This window comes from Photobacterium sp. R1, from assembly GCF_054600795.1.
In genome coordinates this window covers 177,922-201,029 of the sequence record NZ_BAAHZP010000002.1, presented here as the reverse complement: position 1 = coordinate 201,029, position 23,108 = coordinate 177,922, and the positions used below count along the sequence as shown (strand labels likewise).

General features: G+C 47.9%; 22 protein-coding genes. 8 read left to right on the top strand and 14 right to left on the bottom strand.

Going from position 1 to position 23,108, the window contains the following annotated elements; translation table 11 throughout:
• Positions 1-361 precede the first annotated feature (361 nt).
• From ACYP03_RS03890 to glgB, 3 genes are all read left to right on the top strand, one after another.
• Positions 362-2,821: a glycogen/starch/alpha-glucan phosphorylase gene (locus ACYP03_RS03890; protein ID WP_459778562.1), complete on the top strand. Its 2,460-nt coding sequence runs from the start codon at positions 362-364 to the stop codon at positions 2,819-2,821.
• 105 nt (positions 2,822-2,926) lie between these two features.
• On the top strand, positions 2,927-5,110 hold the full coding sequence (gene malQ / locus ACYP03_RS03885; protein ID WP_459778561.1) for a 4-alpha-glucanotransferase: 2,184 nt from the start codon (positions 2,927-2,929) through the stop codon (positions 5,108-5,110).
• A gap of 45 nt (positions 5,111-5,155) precedes the next feature.
• Complete coding sequence (gene glgB / locus ACYP03_RS03880; RefSeq protein ID WP_459778815.1) at positions 5,156-7,018, top strand: 1,4-alpha-glucan branching protein GlgB; 1,863 nt, start codon at positions 5,156-5,158, stop codon at positions 7,016-7,018.
• A gap of 1 nt (position 7,019) precedes the next feature.
• Here the strand turns inward: glgB and ACYP03_RS03875 are convergent, their stop codons facing one another.
• Positions 7,020-7,379, bottom strand: coding sequence for a hypothetical protein (locus ACYP03_RS03875; RefSeq protein ID WP_248142477.1), 360 nt, complete (start codon positions 7,377-7,379; stop codon positions 7,020-7,022).
• Between the two features lie 435 nt (positions 7,380-7,814).
• Between ACYP03_RS03875 and ACYP03_RS03870 the strand changes: the two genes are divergently transcribed.
• Positions 7,815-8,897 carry an autotransporter outer membrane beta-barrel domain-containing protein gene (locus ACYP03_RS03870; protein ID WP_248142476.1) on the top strand — a complete coding sequence of 361 codons (1,083 nt, stop codon included), beginning with the start codon at positions 7,815-7,817 and terminating at the stop codon, positions 8,895-8,897.
• 41 nt (positions 8,898-8,938) lie between these two features.
• Here ACYP03_RS03870 and ACYP03_RS03865 read toward each other — a convergent pair whose 3' ends face one another.
• The 5 genes from ACYP03_RS03865 to ACYP03_RS03845 form a co-directional block, all read right to left on the bottom strand.
• Positions 8,939-9,700: an iron ABC transporter ATP-binding protein gene (locus ACYP03_RS03865; RefSeq protein WP_248142475.1), complete on the bottom strand. Its 762-nt coding sequence runs from the start codon at positions 9,698-9,700 to the stop codon at positions 8,939-8,941.
• 5 nt (positions 9,701-9,705) lie between these two features.
• Positions 9,706-10,653: an iron chelate uptake ABC transporter family permease subunit gene (locus ACYP03_RS03860; RefSeq protein ID WP_248142474.1), complete on the bottom strand. Its 948-nt coding sequence runs from the start codon at positions 10,651-10,653 to the stop codon at positions 9,706-9,708.
• Entirely contained in the window at positions 10,646-11,620 is a 975-nt protein-coding gene (locus ACYP03_RS03855; protein WP_330959933.1) for an ABC transporter permease, read from the bottom strand. Before ACYP03_RS03855 ends, ACYP03_RS03860 begins: the two co-directional genes overlap by 8 nt.
• A 42-nt stretch (positions 11,621-11,662) precedes the next feature.
• Positions 11,663-12,589: a siderophore ABC transporter substrate-binding protein gene (locus ACYP03_RS03850; protein WP_459778560.1), complete on the bottom strand. Its 927-nt coding sequence runs from the start codon at positions 12,587-12,589 to the stop codon at positions 11,663-11,665.
• A 225-nt stretch (positions 12,590-12,814) separates the two neighbouring features.
• Positions 12,815-13,714 (bottom strand): LysR family transcriptional regulator, encoded by a 900-nt coding sequence (locus tag ACYP03_RS03845; protein WP_459778559.1) that lies wholly within the window; start codon positions 13,712-13,714, stop codon positions 12,815-12,817.
• 114 nt (positions 13,715-13,828) lie between these two features.
• Here ACYP03_RS03845 and ACYP03_RS03840 point away from each other — a divergent pair, with 114 nt between their 5' ends.
• Together ACYP03_RS03840 and ACYP03_RS03835 are read left to right on the top strand one after the other, a co-directional pair.
• On the top strand, positions 13,829-14,686 hold the full coding sequence (locus ACYP03_RS03840) for a TauD/TfdA dioxygenase family protein (RefSeq protein ID WP_459778558.1): 858 nt from the start codon (positions 13,829-13,831) through the stop codon (positions 14,684-14,686).
• Positions 14,687-14,719: 33 nt separating this feature from the next.
• Complete coding sequence (locus tag ACYP03_RS03835; protein ID WP_459778557.1) at positions 14,720-15,520, top strand: TSUP family transporter; 801 nt, start codon at positions 14,720-14,722, stop codon at positions 15,518-15,520.
• A gap of 105 nt (positions 15,521-15,625) precedes the next feature.
• Here ACYP03_RS03835 and ACYP03_RS03830 read toward each other — a convergent pair whose 3' ends face one another.
• From ACYP03_RS03830 to ACYP03_RS03805, 6 genes are all read right to left on the bottom strand, one after another.
• Positions 15,626-16,114 carry a GNAT family N-acetyltransferase gene (locus ACYP03_RS03830; protein WP_330959937.1) on the bottom strand — a complete coding sequence of 163 codons (489 nt, stop codon included), beginning with the start codon at positions 16,112-16,114 and terminating at the stop codon, positions 15,626-15,628.
• 78 nt (positions 16,115-16,192) lie between these two features.
• Positions 16,193-17,203, bottom strand: coding sequence for a phosphotransferase enzyme family protein (locus tag ACYP03_RS03825; RefSeq protein ID WP_459778556.1), 1,011 nt, complete (start codon positions 17,201-17,203; stop codon positions 16,193-16,195).
• A gap of 33 nt (positions 17,204-17,236) precedes the next feature.
• Positions 17,237-17,662, bottom strand: a complete 426-nt coding sequence (locus ACYP03_RS03820) for a GNAT family N-acetyltransferase (RefSeq protein WP_459778555.1) — start codon at positions 17,660-17,662, stop codon at positions 17,237-17,239.
• Positions 17,663-18,189: 527 nt separating this feature from the next.
• Positions 18,190-18,480 carry a membrane protein insertion efficiency factor YidD gene (gene yidD / locus ACYP03_RS03815; RefSeq protein WP_459778814.1) on the bottom strand — a complete coding sequence of 97 codons (291 nt, stop codon included), beginning with the start codon at positions 18,478-18,480 and terminating at the stop codon, positions 18,190-18,192.
• 46 nt (positions 18,481-18,526) lie between these two features.
• The gene (locus ACYP03_RS03810) at positions 18,527-18,838 is read right to left on the bottom strand and encodes a hypothetical protein (RefSeq protein ID WP_459778554.1); all 312 of its coding nucleotides are present in this window, start codon (positions 18,836-18,838) and stop codon (positions 18,527-18,529) included.
• 82 nt (positions 18,839-18,920) lie between these two features.
• Positions 18,921-19,424: a cupin domain-containing protein gene (locus ACYP03_RS03805; RefSeq protein ID WP_459778553.1), complete on the bottom strand. Its 504-nt coding sequence runs from the start codon at positions 19,422-19,424 to the stop codon at positions 18,921-18,923.
• Between the two features lie 430 nt (positions 19,425-19,854).
• Between ACYP03_RS03805 and ACYP03_RS03800 the strand changes: the two genes are divergently transcribed.
• Complete coding sequence (locus tag ACYP03_RS03800; RefSeq protein WP_459778552.1) at positions 19,855-20,424, top strand: GNAT family N-acetyltransferase; 570 nt, start codon at positions 19,855-19,857, stop codon at positions 20,422-20,424.
• Positions 20,425-20,449: 25 nt separating this feature from the next.
• On the opposite strand, the gene ACYP03_RS03795 is transcribed toward ACYP03_RS03800, so the two are convergent.
• Positions 20,450-21,490, bottom strand: a complete 1,041-nt coding sequence (locus ACYP03_RS03795) for a hypothetical protein (RefSeq protein ID WP_330959942.1) — start codon at positions 21,488-21,490, stop codon at positions 20,450-20,452.
• Between the two features lie 329 nt (positions 21,491-21,819).
• On the opposite strand from ACYP03_RS03795, the gene ACYP03_RS03790 reads away from it, so the two are divergent.
• Positions 21,820-22,089, top strand: coding sequence for a hypothetical protein (locus ACYP03_RS03790; protein WP_248142460.1), 270 nt, complete (start codon positions 21,820-21,822; stop codon positions 22,087-22,089).
• A 71-nt stretch (positions 22,090-22,160) separates the two neighbouring features.
• Here ACYP03_RS03790 and ACYP03_RS03785 read toward each other — a convergent pair whose 3' ends face one another.
• On the bottom strand, positions 22,161-23,105 hold the full coding sequence (locus ACYP03_RS03785) for a hydroxymethylglutaryl-CoA lyase (protein ID WP_459778551.1): 945 nt from the start codon (positions 23,103-23,105) through the stop codon (positions 22,161-22,163).
• Between the last annotated feature and the right edge of the window lie 3 nt (positions 23,106-23,108).

The following is a 23,108-nucleotide window of genomic DNA, read 5'->3' as shown; positions in this document are numbered from 1 at the left end:
TGGTTCATGGTGTAAGCGCATTTTTATCATCACCTGACTTGCAGACTAAATCAGCATTTCTTGCTGTCTCATCCCTTAAAATAAGTGACTGGTCACACTTTAATAATCATGCGGCTATTTTTCGGGACAGCTTTGCACGAACGCAAAGAACCCGGGTTTTGTGATGTCAGTCAGTGTAAGTGGTTCTGAACGGATGAAAATTCAGGAAATTGTCACATATTTGGGTCTCCCTCGAGGACTACGCCCTGTTACTCCTCCCTCAGCCCCGGCTATTCAGGATGATGTTTTTCCCCAATGCCACAGGCAGCATTAGCATCAGATTTTTTCATTTTCGAAGCATTAACCCGACAGCGAGAAACCCATGATGCAGAAGCAAACTAAAGCGTCTTTTGATAAGGCCGCATTTCAGACTTCGGTTGAGCAACATCTCCTGACAACCTACGCACAGACACCAGCAACAGCAGCACCTCGTCACTGGTATATGGCCATGAGCCGTGCGCTGGCAGAAATCAGTACGGGCAACCTGATTGACACAGAGCATCAACTGGCTGCCGAATCTTGTCGCAGCGTGAATTACCTTTCGATGGAATTCCTGATTGGCCGTCTGACCGGGAACAACCTGATCAGCCTCGGTTTATATGAGCAGGTTTCAGAAGTGATGGCATCGTTTGGTCAAAACCTGACGGATCTGCTGGAAGAAGAGCGGGATCCGGCACTGGGTAACGGCGGATTGGGCCGGCTGGCAGCCTGCTTTATGGATTCACTGGCGGCGCAGGAGTTTCCGGCCGTGGGCTATGGCCTGCACTATGAGTACGGTTTGTTCCGTCAGTCATTTGAAGGCGGCCGTCAGATGGAAGCGCCGGATGCTTGGCGCGGACAGGAAGGATATCCGTGGGAAGTACAGCGTCCTGAACTGAACCAGACGGTGGGTTTCTTTGGTCAGGTGGAAGTTTATACCGATGAAACCGGCGCACAACGTCGCCGCTGGGTTCCGGGTCTGCAGGTAGATGGGATCGCCTGGGATCTGCCGGTAATCGGCTATCAGAATAACAGTGTTTACCCGCTGCGACTGTGGGAGTGCCGTGCACCGGCACCGTTTAATCTGGCCATGTTTAATGACGGCGACTATGTCGGTGCCCAGTATTCGGCCATTGAGGCCGGGAATATCACCAAGGTGCTGTACCCGAATGATAACCATGAGCAGGGTAAGACACTGCGCTTGATGCAGCAGTATTTCCACTGTGCCTGTTCTGTGGCTGATATTCTGCGTCGTCATCTGGCCGCAGGTCATGCGATTGAAACACTTGCAACGCTGGAATCGATTCAGCTGAATGATACACACCCGACGATTGCTATTCCGGAACTGATGCGCGTTCTGCTGGATGAGCACCACCTGAGCTGGGATGCGGCATGGACTATCTGTAATCAGGTATTTGCGTATACCAACCATACCTTACTGCCGGAAGCGCTGGAGACCTGGAGCGAATCGCTGATTGCTCATTTGTTACCGCGTCACCTGGAGATCATCTTTGAAATCAACCACCGGTTCCTGGAAGCCGTCAATGCCAAATGGCCGGGTCGCGATGACATCAAGCGGAAGCTTTCTGTGATTGAGGAAGGTGAGCAGCGCATGGTGCGGATGGCAAACCTGTGTGTGATCGGCAGCTATGCGGTGAACGGCGTAGCAGCGCTGCACTCCGAACTGGTGAAACGCGATCTGTTCCCTGAGTTTGATGCGATGTTCCCGGGTAAACTTCAGAATGTGACCAACGGGGTGACCCCGCGCCGCTGGCTGAAGTTCTGTAACCCGGCACTCAGTACGCTGATTGATGAAAAAATCGGAACCGATTGGCCGGCGCATCTGGAGCAGTTGTCAGCACTGGCAGATTTTGCGGATGATTCAGCCTTCCAGAAGCGCTACATGGCGGTGAAGAAAGCAAATAAACAACGTCTGGCTGACTGGGTCTCTGAAAATATGGGCATCACGCTGGATACGGATGCCATTTTTGATGTGCAGATTAAACGTCTTCACGAATATAAGCGTCAGCATCTGAACCTGATTCATATTCTTTCGCTGTATCACCGCTTACTCAATGATCCGGATTTCGACATGCATCCGCGTGTCTTCATCTTTGCAGCTAAAGCGGCACCGGGCTATGCGCTGGCGAAAGATATTATTTTTGCAATCAACAAAGTGGCCGATAAGGTTAATCACGATCCGCGTCTGGGCGGCAAGCTGAAAGTGGTCTTTATTCCGGATTATCGTGTCAGCCTGGCTGAGATCATTATTCCGGCAGCCGATGTGTCGGAGCAAATCTCAACAGCCGGTAAGGAAGCATCAGGCACGGGGAACATGAAACTGGCGCTGAACGGTGCGTTAACCATCGGCACCATGGATGGCGCGAATGTCGAGATTCGCGAGGAAGTGGGCGATGACAATATCTTCATCTTTGGCTTGCTGGTGGACGAAGTGCTTGAACTCAAGCAACAGGGTTATCAGCCGTACCGTTATTATGAGTCCGACAGTCTGCTGAAAGCGTCACTGGATCTGTTGCTGGGTGAGACGTTTACACCGGGTGAGCCGGAAGCGCTGGCCGGGATTCGTCATAACCTGCTGGAAGGCGGTGACCCGTATCTGGTGCTGGCTGACTTTGCAGATTATGTCTCTGCACATGAGCGAATCGATGAAGCTTACCGGGATCAGGCAGGCTGGGCCCGTAAAGCTATCCTGAATACTTCGCTGGTGGGTAAATTCAGTTCTGACCGGAGTATTCGTGATTATGTCGACAATATCTGGCAGTTGAAGCGTGTAAAACGCTGATATTTTTGCCGGGGCTGGTTTGGCCCCGGCTTTGTGATTTGTGGTGAACCAGGGCGTTCGAACACATTCGGGAGAGAGACCCCTGTGGTGTCACGGAGAAGAAAAATGAGAACAGAAAAGGTTGTGAAAGACATTGCCAGACAGGCTGGGCTGGCAGCCAGTTACATCAGTGCCTGGGGAGAAGAGACCGCAGTCAGTACGGATACGCTGACACGCTTGCTGGCGGCGCTGGGCTACGATGTCAGCAGCGATGAATCGCTGGAAGCGTCAGCAGCCAGATTGCAGCCAAGAGAAGTGTTGGCGCCGGTGAAGGTGATTCGTCGCGGTGAACCGGTCCGGGTGGAACTGACACTCGGCCGCAGTGCCCGTGTCAGCGATTTCAGCTGGAAACTCGAAACGGAGCAGGGCGAGGTGATGGAAGGCTGGCTGCAGTCACAGCTGGTTTCTGACGAAAGGGAGGAGGGCGGAGACATGCTGTTTGCGCTGCCGGATCTCCCTTTGGGTTATCACAAGCTGGAAATTTTCCGCAAGCGCCGTCAGTCACCTTATGAAATGACACTGATTGTCACGCCGGTTGCCTGTTATAAGCAGCCAGCGCTGGAAAAAGGAACCAAGCTCTGGGGCCCGAGTGTGCAGTTGTATTCCGTGCGTACCGGTCATAACTGGGGTATCGGCGATTTCGGCGATCTGAAGCAACTGGTTTCGGATATCGCTGCGCAGGGGGGGGATTTTGTCGGTCTGAACCCGATTCATTCTCTGTTTCCGGCAAACCCGGAAGGGGCAAGTCCTTACAGTCCGTCTTCCCGACGCTGGCTGAATATCATCTATATCGATGTGTGCTCCGTACCGGAGTTTGCACAATGTGATGACGCGCTTCAGCTGGTGGGCAGTGAGACTTTCCAGCAGCGTTTAGTTGCGGCGCGTGACAGTAACTGGGTGAATTACAGTGAAGTTGCCTGCCTGAAAATGGCGGTGTTGCCGATGCTGTTCGCGACGTTCAAACAACGTCATCTGAAAGCAGAAACAGCACGTGGCCGGGCTTTCCTTGATTTTGTTGAAGCCGGTGGTGAGAGCCTGATGCATCAGGCTGCCTTTGATGCCTTACATGCTGAGCTGAAACAGAAAGATGATCAAATCTGGGGCTGGCCGGTGTTCCCTGAACAATATCGCCATTTTGAAAATGCAGCGGTGAAACAGTTTATCAGTCAGCATCCGGAGCAGGTTCAGCTGTATATGTACCTGCAATGGCTTGCGGATACCCAACTGGCCGAAGCACAGCAGCTTGCTGAAGAAAAAGGCATGGTAATGGGTTTGTATCGCGATCTGGCCGTTGGCGTTTGCGATTCTGGCGCGGAAACCTGGGCGGATCAGGGGGTATTATGTCAGGACGTGAGTGTTGGCGCGCCGCCGGATATTCTGGGCCCGCTCGGACAAAACTGGGGCTTACCGCCGTTTAATCCGCAGCAGTTGCGTCATACAGCGTATCAGCCTTATATCGATCTGCTGCGTGCCAATATGCGTCACTGTGGCGCTCTGCGAATTGACCATGTTCTGGGCTTACTGCGTCTGTGGTGGATTCCGAAAGGCGAATCGGCTAAACAGGGTGCCTACATGTACTACCCGGTTGATGATCTGATGTCGATTCTGGCGCTGGAAAGTCATCGTCACCAATGTACTGTAATCGGTGAAGACCTGGGCACAGTACCGGATGAGATTGTAGAGAAGCTGGCAACGGCAGGGATTCATTCTTACAAGGTGTTCTTCTTCGAAACTGCGGAAGACGGCGGCTATTATTCACCGGCACATTATACCGAACAGTCGATGTCGGCCCTGTGTACACATGATATGCCGACACTGCGTGGCTTCTGGCATTGTGATGATCTGAAACTGGGCCGCGAGCTGGGGCTGTACCCGGATGAAGCACAGCTGAAAACCTTGTTCGACGGTCGCGCTGAGAGCAAGCAGCGTATTCTCGACAGCGTGAACTGGCACGGTTTCCTGCCGGAAAATGTGGGTCGGGATGCGTTGTACGTTCCGATGGATCGTGCCTTGAGTGAAGGCCTGCAATTGCATCTGGCTGCGGGTGCCAGTGCTTTGCTGAGTCTGCAGCTGGAAGACTGGCTGGAGATGGATAAACCCGTGAACATTCCGGGCACCGTAGATGAATACCCGAACTGGCGCCGTAAACTGTCTGCGAATCTGGAAGATCTGTTCAATCGTCAGAACATTGTGGATTTGACCAAACGCCTGACAGAATTTCGCGCCCGGGCATCACAAAAAGCGGAGTAGCCAGTGAAGACTGAACCCGTCGAAATCAAACACTGGCTGCCGGATATGGCTGAACTGGGTCATCCGTCGACCCAGTATCACCACATGGGGGCACAGCTCATGGAAATTGACTGCTCTGAAGGTGTGGTGACTGGCGTACGATTTCTGGTGTATGCGCCGAATGCAAGTGCAGTCAGCGTGGTGGGTGACTTTAATCAGTGGGACAGCCGACGTCATCCGCTGACCTCTCTGGAACAGGGTTATTGGGGGTGTTTTGTCGAAGCACTGTCAGCAGGAGTGCGGTATAAGTTCGAGCTGCGCGATTCATCTGGTCATCAGCTGCCGCATAAAGCGGATCCCTGGGGGTATCAGGCCGAGCAGTATCCGTCTTTTGCATCTCTGGTCTATGACCACAGTGCTTACCAGTGGCAGGATGAGGACTGGCAGCGACGTCCGGTTACCCCAAAGCATGAGCAACCGCTTTCGTTTTATGAACTGCATGCCGGTTCGTGGCGACGTCACGAAAATGGTGAGCACCTGAGCTACCGCGAGCTGGCGGCTGAACTGATCCCTTATCTGACTGAGATGGGCTATACCCATGTGGAATTGATGCCGGTTTCGGAGCATCCGTTTTACGGCTCCTGGGGTTATCAGCCCGTTGGCTTATTTGCTCCGACCAGCCGCTACGGCTCACCGGACGACTTTAAATTTTTCATTGATCAGTGCCATCAGGCAGGGTTAGGTGTGATTCTGGACTGGGTGCCGGCGCATTTTCCGGCGGATGATCATGGTCTGGCGTTTTTTGACGGCACGGCGCTGTTTCATGATCCGGATCCGCGCCGGGGCTGGCATCAGGACTGGCAGAGTTATATTTATGACTACGGGCGTGAGCATGTTCGCCGCTTTCTGGTTGCCAATGCACTTTCCTGGTTTGAGCATTTTCACATCGATGGACTGCGGGTCGATGCCGTTGCATCGATGCTTTATCTGGACTATTCCCGTCAGCCGGGCCAGTGGATTCCGAACGAAGATGGCGGCAACATCAATCACGATGCAGTCAGTTTACTGCGCTGGATGAATGAAGAAGTCTACAGCCGATATCCGAATGCAATGACGATTGCGGAAGAATCGACGACGTTTCCCGGCGTTTCCCGTCCGACGTATGAAGGCGGGCTGGGTTTTGGCTTCAAATGGAACATGGGCTGGATGCACGACAGCCTGACTTATATGCGTGAGGATCCGATTCATCGCCGTTATCATCACGACACACTGACCTTTCCGCTGGTGTATGCGTTCAGCGAAAACTATGTGCTGTCGCTCTCGCATGACGAAGTCGTTTACGGAAAAGGGGCCCTGCTGAATAAAATGCCGGGTGATGAATGGCAGCAGACAGCAAACCTCAGAGCATATCTGGGTTACATGTATGGTCAGCCTGGGAAGAAACTGAATTTTATGGGTTCAGAAATTGCTCAGAGTGCTGAGTGGAATCATGACGGCGTGCTGGAGTGGCATTATCTGCAATATGAGCGCCATGCCGGGGTGCAACGTCTGGTGAAGGCGCTGAATCAGCTGTATTGTCAGACGCCTGCGCTGTATGAACAGGATTGCGATCCGGCCGGATTTGCCTGGTGTACTCAGTCAAATGCAGAACAGAGTGTGATTGCCCATGAACGTTATGCCAAAAATGGGGAGAAGGTGCTGGTGGTCAGTAATTTCACGCCCGTTCCGCGTGAGAATTACGGTATCCCGGTACCGGCTGCCGGACACTATCAGGTGCTGCTGAATACGGATGATTCAGAGTTCTGGGGCAGCGGTCAAACTGTTCAGGCGCGTACCGGCACATTCTGGGATGAAACCCGTCAGACGCATCTGCTGGTGCTGAACCTGCCACCGCTTGCGACTGTATTTTTACGGTATGATGCAGACTGATTCATTTTGCCGGTGCGCTTAAGTCCACAGTTTCCAGCGGGTTTGGACAGAACTGACGGGTTTTGTCCAACACCTGTTTTTGCAGCGACTGATCTGCATTAATGCCGGGATATTTTTTTCGCAGTGCTTCCATACATGCTTCAGTTGCACTGAGCATCTGTGTCAGTTCACCCTTCGAACTCATCAGACGGCTCAGGTCATTGCCTTTCTCCGTTTTCATTGCCTGTAAGGCTTTTTCCAGGGCTGCATAGGGTTCAGCCAGACAACCACAAACGTCTTTTGCCGCCTGATCCAAGTCATCGGCCTGTACCGGGGCGGTCATGATGAGGGTTGCCAGGAACATCGGGGTCAGCTTTTTCATGTAGAACTCCGGCCAAGAAAAAAATTGAAGGTATAAATGTGTTGTACAATTTTGCGATGTCGAGGATGTGCTGATCATTAAGTCTTTCTCACATCAGGCAATCTGGATTTGTCCCCATAGCAGATAAATACAAATGCGGCATACTTTGGTTCGCAAAAAAATACTTGTATTATTTTTGCGACGTTGTTCAAAAAACGCCCACCCTATACTCAAGACTAGATGCACTTGTGACGATGTATTAGATGCGTCTAATAAAGGCGTACATAACATTATAAGCGTGTAGGTTTAGGGGGCGATATGGGAAGCGCATATCGGTGTCACGGTGTCTGGGTACCAGCAGTCTTGCTTGCAGTGTCAGTTCCGCAGTCTTCATGGGCGGACAGCAGTAAATCCAGTTTCGTCAGTTCAGTGTCAGATGAGGTCATGGATTCTCTGATGACTATTGCCAGCGATGTCCGGGTCGACAAACCCAGCCAGAAAGAATCGGTTCATCCGGCAGCCAGTATTTATTCTTCGTCAGTCGCGTTATATCCGGGAGATGTCAGTGCCCGGACCAGCAGTGTCCGTCAGGACAGCCGGGGTCGTGCGGTTTATGCGTCTTCGAACGAACCGGGTTCTGCAGCTTCATATTTTGACAATGCGAACGGCGGGCTTGGCACCTACATGCGAGTTGAACGTTCAACACCGCAACTGACGTTTAGCCAGTATCATTCCGGACGGAAGCAATCATCGGCCAGCCAGGAATATTCCGTCACCATGGGCGGGGATTATCTGCTGAACAACAATTATCTGTTTGGTTTAGCTCTGGGGATGCCAAGTTATAAATCAGCAGACTATGAAAATGAGACCGGCAGTGACATTGATGGTTTAGTCGCGTCGGGTTACTTCAGCTATTTCAAAGATGCATGGTTTCTTGATTTTACGGCCAGCTATGCCCTGATCGATACCGATATGAACCGTCAGGTGAATATGTATACCGATCCGGTGGTGAGCAGTATGGATGATGCAGATTCGGATGTTTGGGTGTTTACGCTCGGCGGCGGATATGTGGTGGATTATCCCTATGCCAAAATTGCCTTTGAAAGCTCAGTGCAATATACGCTTTCAGATCAGGACAGATATAACGAAAGATTGTCCAAAGGGAATTCGAACTACGTGATTTCCCGTGTTGATGACGTCAGTAAACTTGAAGGTACCACTTTTATCACCGGCGCCACCATTTCAAAGCCTTTCCGGACCAGCATCGGTATTTTTCAGCCTTATTTGAAAAGCTACCTGCATTACGATTATCAGTTCCATTCCGACCGTATTGTCAGTCAGTTCAAATCCAGTTATTCCAGCAGCAATCTTCCGGTGATCACACAGTCTGAAGATCAGTTTTACGGCCGTTTTCACGCCGGTGTTTCCGGTGCATTTAACGACAAGTGGGTTGCTTACGCCGAGGCCAGTACGCTGGTTGGTCTGGATGATATGACACCGTCACTCTACAGTGTCGGAGTGATTATTCCGTTTAAATAAGGCTTATCCAATTGATTCAGGATAAGCCTTACCCAGCTTTGTTAACCGCCGTAATACAGACAAATCCGCTGTCCGTCGATCTCCTTGATATCAAACGGGATTTCATACATAGCTTCCATGATGTTCTTTTCAATCACTTCATGGACTTTCCCGCTGGCGACCACTTCGCCGCGTTTCATCGCGATAATGTTATCTGAATAACAGGAGCTGAAATTGATGTCATGGATCACGATGACGACGGCTTTTTGCATGTCTCTTGCGAGTCGGCGAAGCGTCATCATGATGTCGACGGAATGGCGGATATCAAGATTGTTCAGTGGTTCATCCAGAAAGATGTAGTCAGTATCCTGCGCCACAACCATGGCGATGAAAGCCATTTGTCGCTGGCCGCCACTGAGCTCATCAATAAAACGGTCCTGAATCTCCCGGATGCCCAGGTGATCCAGCGCTTCATCAATGATGCGGTTATCTTCAGCCGTCAGTCGTCCCTGAGAATGCGGATAACGACCAAACGCAACCAGCTCGCGGACTTTAAACCGCATATTGATATTATTTGACTGCCGCAGTACAGCCAGTCGTTTCGACAGGGCTTTGCTGTCCCACTGGGATAGAGGCGTGCCGGCAATCACCACTTCACCGGCATCACTGTGGGTCAGTCGGCTGGCCATGGAGAGCAGGGTACTTTTTCCCGCGCCGTTCGGGCCGATAATAGAAGTCACTTCACCTTTGGGAAAAAGCGCCGAAGCATCTTTCACCACGGTGGTGTTGCCATAATGTTTGGTTAATCCGGTTAATTCGATCATAAGCTTCAGATTTTATTTCGGGTCAGCAGATACAGAAAATAACTGCCACCCACAAAGTTAATCAGGACGCTGACAGTGGTTTCAAATTTCAGTACTTTTTCAACGAAATACTGACCGCTGATCAGCAGCAATACTGCCATCAGGCTGGAAATCAGAATCAGATATCTGTGATGGTAAGTCCGGAAGATCTCCCGGGTCAGGCTGACGACAATCAGGCCAAAGAAAAGAACGGGGCCGACCAGCGCAGTCGAGATTGAAATCATCACGGAGACGACCAGCATGACTTGCAGGGTCAGCTTGCGGGTATCGATCCCCAGACTTTTTGCGTTGTCTTCTCCCAGCCACATCACATCTAGCTGCGGAGACAGGTGCAACAGATACAACAGGCAAATTGTGAGCATCGGAACACACCAGTAAACCAGTTCACTGTTCACATTGTTAAAACTGGCAAACATCGCATTCTGAACCACGGAGAACTCATTCGGGTCGATGAGCATGGCAAAGAAGTTTGAGATGTTGGAGAACAGACTGCCCAGCACAATGCCCAGCAACAGCAGCGTAAAGACATTGGTATTGCGGCGACGGAAATACAGACTGAACAGCAGGACAGACAAACCTGTCATCAGGAACACGCAAACAAAGAAATTGATTTTCTGATTGATAATCAAAATGCTGGCGCTGCCAAACAACACGACAATGATGGTTTGCAGCATGATGTAGAGAAAATCAAACCCCAGAATGGACGGTGTCAGAATCCGGTTATTGGTGATGGTTTGGAACACCATCGAAGATGCTGAAATGGCAATGGCTGCCAGACAAATCGCTAAGACTTTCGGGATGCGGCGGGACAGGAAAAAGCTGTAGTTATCCGGTGTCAGCCCCTGCCCGATGAAATAGCCAATGATCAGCACAGACAAAGCTGCCATCCAGATGACTTTCATGGAATCACGCATTGGTTTTGTCCTTCAGTACCAGATAGATGAACGCTGCACCGCCAAGCACGGAAACGATCATGGAGATTGGAATTTCATAAGGGAAGATGATCAGGCGGCCGAGAATGTCACAGGCCAGAACGACCACGACGCCCCAGAAGGCTGTCCAGGGCAGGTTTCGCTTCATGTTGTCGCCGAGGAACAAAGACACCAGATTCGGGATAATCAGGCCGACAAAATAAATCACACCCACGATCATCACGACCGACGCGGAAATCACGGCCACAATGATGACGCCAATCAGCACAATGTTCTGATAGTTCAGCCCGATATTTTTTGCGAAACTTTCGCCAACGCTGGCTGCACTGAACTGACTGGCAAAATGATAGGCAAGCACAGAAGCCGGAATCGCAAGATATAACAGCTCATACTGCCCCTGAAGTACCGAAGAGAAGTTGGCGATGGTCCAGGTTTCCATGGTCTGAACCAGATCATATTTGTAGGCAATGAACTGAGTAAAAGCGGAGACGACATTCCCGAACATCATCCCGATCAGAGGGACAAGCACGGTATTTTTGAACGTCAGCCGCTGCAGGAATTTGACGAACAGCAGGGTGCCACCGACTGCAAACGCAAAAATGACGGCTAGATCGACCCATTTGCTCAGACCGGAAAAAAACACCATGCTGGCCACATAACCAAGCAGGGCACAATCGATGGTTCCTGTGGTATCCGGGGCTGCAAATCGGTTCTGGCAGATTTGCTGCATGATCAGCCCGGCAATACTTAATCCGGCGCCGGCCAGACAAATAGCCAGCAAACGTGGAATACGGCTGGTGATCAGGATAGAGGTGGCTTCGATATCACCTTGCCAGAGGCTGCTGAGCTGAAGATCTGCAACACCGACGGACAAAGAAGCAGCGCTGAGGAACAGCAGCAACGTGCCGGATATGAAAATCCGGGAAAAATAAATGTTTGATGAATTCATAGTAAACCGAGACCTGCCGGAAGGCAGGCCTCACAACATGGATTAGAACAGGGCGTTTATATCGTCGATCATTAACTCGGTCGCTGTTGCGCCAGCCATGGTGATGTACCAGGCGTTCGGGTTCAGATAGACAATATGGTTATTCTGAAAAGCTGGCGTTGATTTCACCAGCGAGTTGTCGAAACGCGCTTTTGCTTTGCCGGAATCACGGCCAATGGCTTGTTCCCGGTCCAGAACCAGCATGGCATCTGGCTTGGCATCAGCAATGTATTCAAATGAAATCAGGTTGCCGTGCGGACCGCCTGCTGAAACTTTCTCGCTTCGGGCAGGGGAGAAGCCAAAATCATCGAAGACCATCGAAAAACGGCTGCCTTCATTGAACATGGCGAGCTTGTTGCCGTTGTTCATCAGCATCAGCGCATTCATCTTGCTGTCTTTTACCCGATGTTTGGTGGCATTCAGGTTTGTCTGAACGTCTGCGATGAGTTTTTCGGCTTCTGCTTGTTTGTTGAAAATTTCACCCAGCATGCGCCAGTTTTGTTGCGCATCCTGCCAGTACTGACCGTATTCAACGGAGTACATGATGGTCGGAGCGATTTCCTGAAGCTGATCCATCAGAGGTTTCATGCGTGCTTCAGCAATAATCAGATCAGGCTTGGCCATAAAAATGGCTTCGAAATCCGGCTCCACAACTGATCCTACGCCTGCATATTTTTCATCCTGATATTTGTTCAGGTACGCAGGCATCATAGATTTCACGACACCGACTGGTTCGACACCCAGGCGATCCAGTGTATCCAGGCTTCCCTGACCCAGAACAACAACCCGTTGTGGTACTTTGCTCAGCGTGATTTCGCCCAAAGCATGTTTGATCGTTTTCGGTGAATTGTTGTCAGCAAATACGGCTTGTGCAGTCAGCAAACTGGCAGCCAGCAGAACAATGCGTGACAGAAGGCCAAATGATTTCATTGTTTCTACGTCCTAAGGATGAAATAAGTCGCACAATGCTATTCAATTTGCAGTTTATTGTCACGAATAAAACTGATAATCGTTCTTTTTTGTATTTGATATTTGGTGTAAAAAGAATGCTGTATATTCTGAGTTTTTAGACAGAAATCACCTTAAAATCATAGGATTGCAGGTGATTCTGGTGTGGATGTCTGCCTTGCATGTAATTCCGGTCTTTACACTGATTTACCATTGGCGGGGCAGATTTTCCTTCAGATAGTCCAGAAACAGACTGAGTTTTCTGGAGCGTTTACTTTTTTCTGCTGAAACCAGCGCCACAATATTTGCCGGAGAAAGCGCATAATCGGTGAGCAGGGGAATCAGTCTGCCCGCATCGATTTCTTTTCTGACATCCCACTCAGAACGTTGAATCACGCCATGACCTGCCAGTGCCCATTGTTTGACGACCTGACCTACATTACTGGCCAGTTTAGGCTCAATCCGAATGCTGATGGACTGGCGGGATTGCGGATTGAACTTCCACATCGTGACATCTTCATTGTTTTCTTTCAGTGCAATACAGGCGTGTTTGTGCAGATCTTCCGGTGTGTTGAGCGGCGGCGCTGAAGCCAGATACGCTGGCGAGGCCAGTAAGAAACGACGATTGTTCGCCAGATGAATGCATTTCAGTGAGGAGTCCCGGAGCTGACCGATATAGATCATGACATCCGGTTCGAGGGTATGAGACCAGCTTGGGTTATCGGACAACGTCAGTTCGATCACCAGATTCGGATAATGCTGCTGAAACGCAGCGATCAGCGGTGCGATATAGGCAGAACCGAACCCCAGCGGTGCCAGCACATTCAGTTTACCTTCGATCATGGATTGATTACTGAGCAGATCATTCTGCAGGGCTTCCAGTGCCAGCAGAATACTGTGTCCTTCCCGGGCCAGCCGCTGACCTTCAGATGTAAGCCTGGTGGATCTCAGGTTACGGTCGACAAGGGTTACGTTCAGTTTTCGTTCCAGAGCTTGCAATCGCTGTGAAACACTCGGTGGCGTGACATTCAGTTTCCTCGCAGCTGCCGCCAATGACGGACTACCGGCAACAACCTGAAAGAATTCGATGTCCTGAGAATTAATCATTAAGTTCCATCTAAATGTGTGAATAAGTAATCGTTAATTTAACTTAATGTGCAACCTTGGTACAACTAGGCGCGTTTATGAATCCAAGGCATATTAAGCAGAGAGAATATCACGATGAACAGTCATGGCTTATCTTTGGCTTCTCTGGCAAGTGAAGCGAAGCCCCTGGCACCGAGTTTTGGTCTGGAATTTACCCATCAGTCTCTGGCAAATTTAGTCTCAAATCACTTCCATGAACTTTATCAGGCCCTGATCCGCCATAAACTTCTGATTTTCAGGAAGCAGGATACGTCACCAAAGCAACTCATCCAGATAGCAAAAGCAATGGGTGAGGTGCAGCGCTATCCATTTTCCAGCGGGATTGAGGATTACCCTGAAATCGTTGAAATTCGCAAAGAACCGACGCAGCAAAATGTTTTCAGTGGTGTCTGGCACATTGATTCGACGTACCTGGATTCGCCACCGGATTTCACTTTGCTTGCAGCAAAACAGACCCCCTTAGTTGGCGGAGATACCGTGTTTTCTGATGCTCAGAAGGCTTTTTCTGCGCTGTCTGAAGGGATGCAAAAATTTCTGTTAGCCGAAAAAGCAGAATATATTTCGAATAAATTTCAGGATGCCGGTAAGAAGGCGTCTCACCTGGTGAATTTCACCGATATTGCCATGGCAAACACATATTTCTCCGCCTCTCATTTTGCAGCAAAACGCCATGAAGAAACCGGCATTCCGGCCATTTATGTCAATGACGAGCACACGAGTCGTTTTTCATCAATGTCCGCAGAAGAAAGCGCCCCGATTCTGAATTACCTGTTCCGGCACCTGACGCGGGATGAATTTACAGCGCGTGTTCAATGGGAAAACGACACCATTGTGATCTGGGATAACCGGGGACTCCAGCATCATGCTGTGAATGATTATTTCGGGGAATTACGGGTGATGCACCGGCTCATTATTCGCTCCGGTCAGCGCTGATATCTCAACCTCAATGAAGTCAAAGGAAAATATATGCTGGAGTCTGTCACTTTTGTACCGTCGGATAGTGTTCTGCTGATATTGTTCGCCGCGGCCTTTCTCGCCGGGGTCGTAGATGCCATTGCCGGCGGAGGCGGGTTAATTACGGTTCCGAGTCTGCTGCTGGCCGGTGTTCCGCCGTTAACTGCCCTGGGTACAAATCGGCTGCAAGCCGTTGTTGGGGAACTAACGGCATTTCTGACGTATTTGTGGCATCAGCAAATGAATCTGAATGGTTTGTTGTCCGGCATGATTGCGACAGCGGTGGGCGCACTTGCGGGCTCTTATGCGGTCAGCCTTTTCCCGGCAGACGCATTAAGAATCTTGCTGCCTGTGCTCATGGTGGTCATCACCATCTATTCTGTGGTGTCTAAGCGGTTTAAAAGCAATGAAGCCGCCGAGCCGAAGATATCTGTACAATGGTTTATGATCTCCATGGGTCTGCTCATCGGTTTTTATAATGGCTTTTTTGGTCCGGGAACCGGCGCTATCTGGATGATCGCTTTTGCGATACTCCTCGGATATACCGCGAAGCAGGCTAGTATAGCAACCAAGCCGCTGAACTTGATGGGGAATCTTGTTTCACTGTTCTTTTTCATCATGATCAGCAGTGTGAACTACAAAATAGGACTGCTGATGGGGCTGGGCCAGATCCTGGGGTCTGTGTTAGGCAGTAAAATTGTGATTCGCAATGGTGACAAAGTGGTTCGGCCGGTCTTCATTACGGTGACCTTACTGATGACCGTCAAACTGATATATGAAACAGGAACCGGGCCTTTACTCGCGCTGCTTTAGGTATACGGGATTTTGGTGTGCAGCCCTGGCCCTGTGTATGATACTTCGATGTCTTCTTTCTCGGGGCAGGGCGGCTGTTGATATTCGGGTCTATTTGAGTCAGTACTACTCGAAGATGAGTGACATTTGTATTGAATCAAAAAACGTCTCATTAAATTTCATGGCATTTTTCTTGGTCACTTCAGTAACAAAACCTAATTTTTTATACAGGTTGATGGATGGGAAGTTATCTGCGCGAGTTTCTAATTCTATCCGGGAGATGCCTTTGGATCTGGCTTTCTTTAAACAGGTTCTGAGTAGTTGTTCACCAATGCCTTGGCCACGGTAAGCTGGATGAACGCCCATCCCCAAATTTCCTCTATGGGCTAATGTTGATGCCCAGTGTGGAAAAATATCTGCCCAACCGACGACTTGATTGTTGACTAGTGCAACATACTGGATGGCATCATTCTCAATACTATCTTTGACAAATGAAGTTATAATTTCCAGAGGCAATGCTTCTGTTTGTGCCAGGAAACGATTTTCTTTGGCGACAGTATCTAAGCATTCATGGAAACTCTCTACATGCTCCAACCTTATTTGAGTAACCAACATGACCTGAATCCTTTCAATTTGTTTGACGAATAACATCGCGTTCTATGAGTCAGCGTTTTCTGCCAGATGATGAAATTTTCAAAGACCAGCATTTTGTTTTAAAAATTGTATCTCTCTGTCAAAGTAAGAATCATCCAGCCAGTCTTGATCACTTGCTGTTTCAATATGTAACCCAATCAGCCAAATGTGACGGATAGAAATAAATATATCCACAAAGCTTAAATCATATTCAGATATTGGTCTTACCCTTCTATAGGCATTCAAAAATGGGACCCACCATTCATTTTCTTTATTTCTTAACCTTGCACTCCACTTAAACACAGCTAAATCATAAGCTCTCAGACCAAAACCACAGCAGTCAAAGTCATAGAATGTAATTTCTTCTCTGTGCTTATGGGCATTCCAACCATGGAAATCACCATGACAAAAACCATAGTCAAGTAAAACTGAATCAGATTCATTGATTTTCTTGGATAGTACAGACGCGTAGTTATTCAAAAATACCCAGTCATCCACTCGGTGTGAGAGGGAGAGTTTAATGCGTTTAAGAGGCTCTTCTACCAGATGCTTGAGGTCCAATTTATAGCGAGCATGATTTGAAATGAAATCATCTGATAATCGGTGAATCTTAGCGACGGCTTTTCCATATTGAGCCGCATCATCTATATTTTTATATTTTAATTCTTCACCCTCTGCAAAAGTTGTGATAATGGCATATCTTAAACCTTCAGGTGTATTTATTTCCGTGATGTATCCGCCCTGATTTTTTTCAATTGGGTAAGCAACATGAGCACCTTTCTCATGAAGATAATTTAATGCTTCAATTTCGAACTCAATATCGAGCAAAGATCTCCAGTTTTTTCGGTATATGCGGAGAAGGTGCTTTTTTCTCTCGCTTGTGACAATATAAGAATCATTGATTCCTTGATGCAAAATTTCACATGAAATCGGATTGGGTATTTTATACAGTGGGACGACATTTGATATCAGTTCTTTTGGGGAAAGAACAGGGTACACAGAACTGATATCTATTTGAGGATGACTCATTTGTTTTCCTTTTCCAATCAATCCAAAATTAAGAGCGCTCATAAATACTGACTTTCCCTTGTGATATGTACCAGCCTAGCTGAGTTGAAGTACGTGAAATCGATGTTTAAAACCAATGCTTTCATAAAAAGGGAGTGCTTGTTCATTACCTTCAGCTACATAAACTCTTATGTTCTCACATTGCTTTGCTTTTAACCATTCGGTAGAATGCTTCATTAGCTTCTGTCCGAATCCCTTTCCACGGTAGTTAATATCAACAAAAAGTGAATAGATTTCTCCAGCTTCAGAATTAACAGTTGCGATAGTGTAGCCCGCAATATCATTGCCATCCTTTATACCGAAAATTTTGACGTGCTCGTTGGAAAGTATCTTATTTGTTCGATCTTCAAACTTTAAATTTTGAAAGTGTGTCTTAAAGTGTGTTGAATGTTTAAAGTGTAAATCATTTAAATTTTTCCATAGTGATTCAATTTCATTTATCTCAAGTTCAACAATATTCACAGGCGTTTATCTCCTCTGTTTTTAAATGTTATATAAAATAATTAATATCGTGTTAAAAAGAGAAATGTACGTTATATGATAGGTGCTGAAATGACTTTTATATAAAAATATGATGCAATTTACATCAACAAAAAACTGATTGTCTTTACCATATTTCAATTGGAATCTTGGAATGTTCTCCTTTATATATTCACCTGAAAACCAAATGAAAATATCGGGTCATTCGTTATCGAATCCTTTAATTGGTTTTTGTTCGGGAAAGTTCCGGGAACCACAAAACGATATGAAATTTTGAATTTTGTAATTTGTGATCGCATATGAGGTTAAATTGTTTGGGGGTAGAGAAAAGAAACCAAGAAGGTAAATAAAACCAAGGCGGAAAAATAAAAAAAAAGGGGAAGACGCTCATCACCAGGCTGATAAAATTTATAATCCACAGAATCAATTTTTCGTATTGGTTGAATGGGCTTGCATAAATTGCAAAGCGGCTCAAATCCATTTCATTCTGTCTGCATTCGTGCCAACATTTAATCGGGCCAACACATATCCCAACTAACCCAAAAACAGCAATCAGCCTCCGAATTATTGGGATTGCGCCGTTTACGATTTCGACCGCCATTCAGCTTTTTCGATGCCCTCTGACATTCTTGAAAGCGTTGTTTAATCGCTACAGGTAACTTTCTGCATGGAAGCGTTTCGATGAACTCAACTATAGCTGCTGAACAACTTTTACCGCCATAGTAAGCTGTATGAGCACACCGGAAGCCTTTATGTGGTGATATCCATTTTTGATAACCACGGATTGACCAAATCGCCAATATTTTCAATTTATTGCCTGCCTCGTTTTGAACGCCATAAACGGGATTAGTATTGCCCTGCAATTATGATTTTATTACCTGATTTTTTGATGACAAAAGCGACCGTATGATTGCTGTTGCGAAAACCCACAGAGCAAATGGCCATTGAACCCAAACCGCATGTAATTTCCGGATACTGTTCATTCATTGACACTTCGTCTTCTTGTGTCGGTAAATATGTCCAACCTTTGGTGAGTAAATCATTTTTTACAAGGTCATATTCTTGTCCATCATATTGTGAGAAGTCTAATTCATCAGCATAAGTCGAATCAGTAAAACAGAAAAATAATACGACAAGAAAACTAGCTATAAGATTCAAAATACATCCTTTCAATAATCTGATTGATTCAATGAAATTTCTTGCTATAACCGTGGGGAACACACATCAATGAAAATTGTATTCATGCTTTCAAGCCATTGTTGAGCGATTTATTACGAAACGAATAGGGAGTGCCATTTTCTTTGGAAGGCACCTTCTTACCTGTGCTTTCAACAACCCATTTGAAGTCATCATCTGGATAATGTACTTCGTCTCCTGCGACTCGACTACCCACGACGATAAACTTTGCTTGCTCATTACTTCGGTTGATTAAGTGATGACCGTTATCGATCCCAGCTGGGAAACCGATACACATGCCAGACGTAAGAACTTGCTCCCCATCATCGGTAACCAGACACAATTCACCATCGAGTACATAAATGAACTCATCTGATTTGGTATGCCAGTGTCGAAGCGCCGATTGAGAATTTGGTTCCAATAATTCTAAATCCACACCGAATTGAGTCAGTCCAAAAGGATCACCTAAACTCTTGTATTCAGACTGACCAAGACGAGACTTGAATGGTTCTGGGAAAGGGTTAAATGTTTCGCCTTTTAAAGTCAGGGCTTCTTTTGCTTTTGTCATCATCTTTTTCCGTTCTGTTACTCAGCACTCGTTTAGGAGCAGGACTCGCAAAACGATTTTAAAGGATATGATTTAAATCACGACAACCAAGGTATATCAGTACTCAGCGGTCTAACGGATTCACGAACACGCTACCGCCCCTGGCAATCAAGCCACGCGTAGGATGAGTAATTCCATTTGGGGTCAATATAATAGGTGCATATCAGCAATGTTGCATTAAATGCTTGTTTTTGTGCTGCATATCTGTGGGTAAGTGCAAAGTGGCTCCTGCGATAGGGCGTTAGGCGAAAAGCCAAATGGTCTGACAGGCTGCTTTATCAATGGATACTGAGAATGCTCACAGAAGGAACTTGATTATGCGCGTGAATAGGTCAAAGTATTTGCAATATTGTTACCATGGTGCTGCGTTTGCTTAGAGTTTGTCCATGGTATGAAAGGAATGAAATTGATGTCAGTTGCTGATTACTTTGAAGGCTGTGAATTTCATACCGCGCGGTTGCGGGTGAGCCATATTTCGAAACTTCTGAATCAGAATCGGTCAACATTGGAAGACCTGTTGGCGCACGCAGCTTTGAATTTACTGACCCCGAAAGTAACACATTCGCTTCCACCTGAGTTTCAATCGGTTCAATGTGAGCATTCGGCCCGAGCGTGGGCGCGGAAAATGATGAAAGAAAGCCATGTTCTTGTGATTCAGGGGACAGTGACACAAGAAATCATCGGCTTTATATTTCTCTCTCAGTATGATGATGCGGGTTTACAAAAAGCACATGTGGGTTATCTGCTGGGTGAAGGGTATTGGGGGCAGGGTTATGCCAGTGAGTGTCTGGCTGGACTGATTGCCTGGTGTCAGGAAGCACAGATTGTTTCTGCTTTAGTAGCCGGGGTGGAAACGGAGAATTTCCAGTCAGTCAGACTGCTTCAAAAACATGGTTTTGATGAAGTCGCAACTGATGCTCCGGCTGGCGTGCTGTTCTTTGAGCGTGTTTTAACGTCATAGTCAAGTGCCGCTGAAAGTCATATATTCACGGTTTGGGAATACTGCGGTAGAGCCGGTTAAACCGTCTGTTTTTTGTGAAATACAGTTCTATCTCGGCCAGAAAACCTGGGTTAACTTTGTAGTCATATTCTTTCTGAAAATTCACAGACGGCGTCAGTTTCATATAGAGCCAATGTTTATGTAATCTGCGTTGCCAACTGAACGAAATCCAGGCGTTTTCAGTCGACAGGTTTGGCCTGCTGTTCGCACTCATGCCGATTGAGTAGGTGAGTAAATTGCGGTTGCTGATCCGGTCATAGATTTCGGCCAGATTGACGAACTGCCAGTTGTCATCGTCATCCAGAAACTGTGCACTGGTGCCGACTCTGAGAATTGTCAGTTCGGTTGGTTCAAGAGCATTATAAAAATCAGCTGAAGTCAGGCTACCGGGCCCTTTGCTGTGATAGTAAAAGAATTCCTGCCGGACCAGACTTGTCCAGCCGGCGCCTAATTTATCAACACGCCTGAACTGGGCCCGGGTAAAGGGATCTAAGGGCAGACGAAGTTTCAGACCAATATCAAAGTCGGCGTACCATTCACCAAACTTGCGGCTTTCGAGACGCACCCCTGCGATAGCGCCGCGATTTTCTGTACCGGTTGTATCCGCGATGCCCCGTTCTTTATTTTCCAGGCTCTCGTAATCTTCAGGATCGGTTTCAAAAATCAGTTTCCAGTCTTTTTCCGCATGGGGAAGATCCATTCTGAGCGCGATACTGGAGTCGAACTCAAAGTAGCCCCGATGCGTGTAATAGGGTTTTAGTCTGATTCGCAGATAGCTTTCGTTGACCATGGGTTCCTCTTCCTCATTGAAGCTGAGAAACTCATCGATACCTGAACTCATGTCGGTAATGGTATCAGAGACGGATGTCTGTGTTGTGTCTAACCAGGCAGGTAAAAGTTTGTCGTCATCATCTTCCGGGTATTGCCAGGGATCTGTGGTCGCTGTGTCAGCGGTACAAATTGCAGGTGTCCCGATCCAGCAGACCGTCGTTAAAAAAATGATACCGGTTCGGCGCAGACACTTCATAAAAGTCCTCGGATCGGGTGCTAACAATTTGATATCCCTGCATCTAGTATAGATAAAACTGAAGCAGGCTTGTTCCGGAATCCTCTGACTGAAAAGTTTGAATCATATCTAAAAATTGGAAGCAAGTTTTGAAATCGTTTACATGGGTGATTATGCGGGAATGAAAGAAATGGCTTTCGGCACTGAGAGTTAACCGCCATGAGAACAATTTGTCGAAAACTTTGCGCTTGTGGCTAAATTTTTGTGTCACAAATCTCGGCTACACTTTACCCGTAAAGAAAATCTATGCACCCCTGCATAGGTTAATGATGGTGAGGTGTAGGATGGATATGTCAGATTTTGATGGAATCAGAAGAGATATCTCACTGAAAGTTGAACACATTTTTGAAGCTTATGAAAAAGAAAATTACTGCATGCCGACGATGGAAGAATTCCGGGCCATGTTTAATGAACATATTGATGAATATGTTGGTCCGGACGATTCGCTGAGGGGAGCCGGACTGGGCATGCCATCAGACATCAAGCAACGACGTGAGCAGAAGGTATGGCGTGTTGTAAATGAGCTGGAAGCCGAGCAACGGTTCTTGCGTTCCGAGTAGCGGAACCACCAGCGCTTCAAGAGGAAAAAACGAGGTCAGTGTGAGGGCACTGGCCTCGTTTTTTCATGATGTCATTTGTGCCGGGCAGCCAGTAAAGCCAGAGTTGCATTTGAATTGGGTTGCTTGCCCAAACGCCGGCAAATTGCTGCTCCCGCTTCAGCCAGCTTCATGAGATTAATCCCGGTGCTGATACCTGACTGTTCACAGAGATACACCACATCTTCGGTTGCGACATTTCCGCTTGCACCGGGTGCGTAAGGACATCCGCCCAAACCGGCAACACTGGCGTCAATCGTTGAAATCCCCATTAACAGTGACTGGTAGATATTGGCCAGTGCCTGCCCCCAGGTATTGTGGCAGTGTACGGCCAGAGTCTGTACAGGCATGTCCTCCATACACGCTTCAAGCATGGCTGCAAACCGAAGGGGAGTGGCCTTGCCAATGGTGTCTCCCAGCGAGATTTCATAGCACCCCATGTTGAAGAGCGTTTGGGCAATACGGGCCGTTTGTGCCGGAAGCGTCGGGCCGTCATAAGGGCAGTCTGTCACGCAGGACAGGTAGCCACGCACCGCAATCCCGTTTTCTCTCGCGTGGTGAATCACGGGTTCAAAGCGTTTCAGGCTCTCTGCAATGCTGCAGTTGATATTATGCTGGCTGAACCCTTCTGATGCGGAAGCAAAAACAGCGATCTCATCGGCGCCCGCCTCAATTGCCAGCTCAAGGCCTTTCATATTTGGCGTTAGTGCCGCGTAGGTAATTCCCGAAACGCGGTTGATTTGTTGAAAGACTTCTGCAGAATCGGCCATTTGCGGCACCCATTTGGGTGAAACAAAGGAGCCCGTTTCAATATGGCGAAGTCCGGTCGCTGAAAGCTGATTGATCAAAGCGACTTTATCGGCCGTACTGACACTGAGCTCATTCTGCAAGCCGTCTCTCGGTCCGACTTCAACAATTTTGACCTCTTTGGGAACCTGCGCATGCAATGTGGCTGACGGCATCAACGTATCTTTGCTCATGCT

Coding starts and splice junctions, on each gene's coding strand:
- ACYP03_RS03890 (WP_459778562.1), top strand. CDS start 362: ATGATGCAGAAGCAAACTAAAGCGTCTTTTGATAAGGCCGCATTTCAG.
- malQ (WP_459778561.1), top strand. CDS start 2,927: ATGAGAACAGAAAAGGTTGTGAAAGACATTGCCAGACAGGCTGGGCTG.
- glgB (WP_459778815.1), top strand. CDS start 5,156: ATGGCTGAACTGGGTCATCCGTCGACCCAGTATCACCACATGGGGGCA.
- ACYP03_RS03875 (WP_248142477.1), bottom strand. CDS start 7,379: ATGAAAAAGCTGACCCCGATGTTCCTGGCAACCCTCATCATGACCGCC.
- ACYP03_RS03870 (WP_248142476.1), top strand. CDS start 7,815: ATGACTATTGCCAGCGATGTCCGGGTCGACAAACCCAGCCAGAAAGAA.
- ACYP03_RS03865 (WP_248142475.1), bottom strand. CDS start 9,700: ATGATCGAATTAACCGGATTAACCAAACATTATGGCAACACCACCGTG.
- ACYP03_RS03860 (WP_248142474.1), bottom strand. CDS start 10,653: ATGCGTGATTCCATGAAAGTCATCTGGATGGCAGCTTTGTCTGTGCTG.
- ACYP03_RS03855 (WP_330959933.1), bottom strand. CDS start 11,620: ATGAATTCATCAAACATTTATTTTTCCCGGATTTTCATATCCGGCACG.
- ACYP03_RS03850 (WP_459778560.1), bottom strand. CDS start 12,589: ATGAAATCATTTGGCCTTCTGTCACGCATTGTTCTGCTGGCTGCCAGT.
- ACYP03_RS03845 (WP_459778559.1), bottom strand. CDS start 13,714: ATGATTAATTCTCAGGACATCGAATTCTTTCAGGTTGTTGCCGGTAGT.
- ACYP03_RS03840 (WP_459778558.1), top strand. CDS start 13,829: ATGAACAGTCATGGCTTATCTTTGGCTTCTCTGGCAAGTGAAGCGAAG.
- ACYP03_RS03835 (WP_459778557.1), top strand. CDS start 14,720: ATGCTGGAGTCTGTCACTTTTGTACCGTCGGATAGTGTTCTGCTGATA.
- ACYP03_RS03830 (WP_330959937.1), bottom strand. CDS start 16,114: ATGTTGGTTACTCAAATAAGGTTGGAGCATGTAGAGAGTTTCCATGAA.
- ACYP03_RS03825 (WP_459778556.1), bottom strand. CDS start 17,203: ATGAGCGCTCTTAATTTTGGATTGATTGGAAAAGGAAAACAAATGAGT.
- ACYP03_RS03805 (WP_459778553.1), bottom strand. CDS start 19,424: ATGACAAAAGCAAAAGAAGCCCTGACTTTAAAAGGCGAAACATTTAAC.
- ACYP03_RS03800 (WP_459778552.1), top strand. CDS start 19,855: ATGAAAGGAATGAAATTGATGTCAGTTGCTGATTACTTTGAAGGCTGT.
- ACYP03_RS03795 (WP_330959942.1), bottom strand. CDS start 21,490: ATGAAGTGTCTGCGCCGAACCGGTATCATTTTTTTAACGACGGTCTGC.
- ACYP03_RS03790 (WP_248142460.1), top strand. CDS start 21,820: ATGTCAGATTTTGATGGAATCAGAAGAGATATCTCACTGAAAGTTGAA.
- ACYP03_RS03785 (WP_459778551.1), bottom strand. CDS start 23,105: ATGAGCAAAGATACGTTGATGCCGTCAGCCACATTGCATGCGCAGGTT.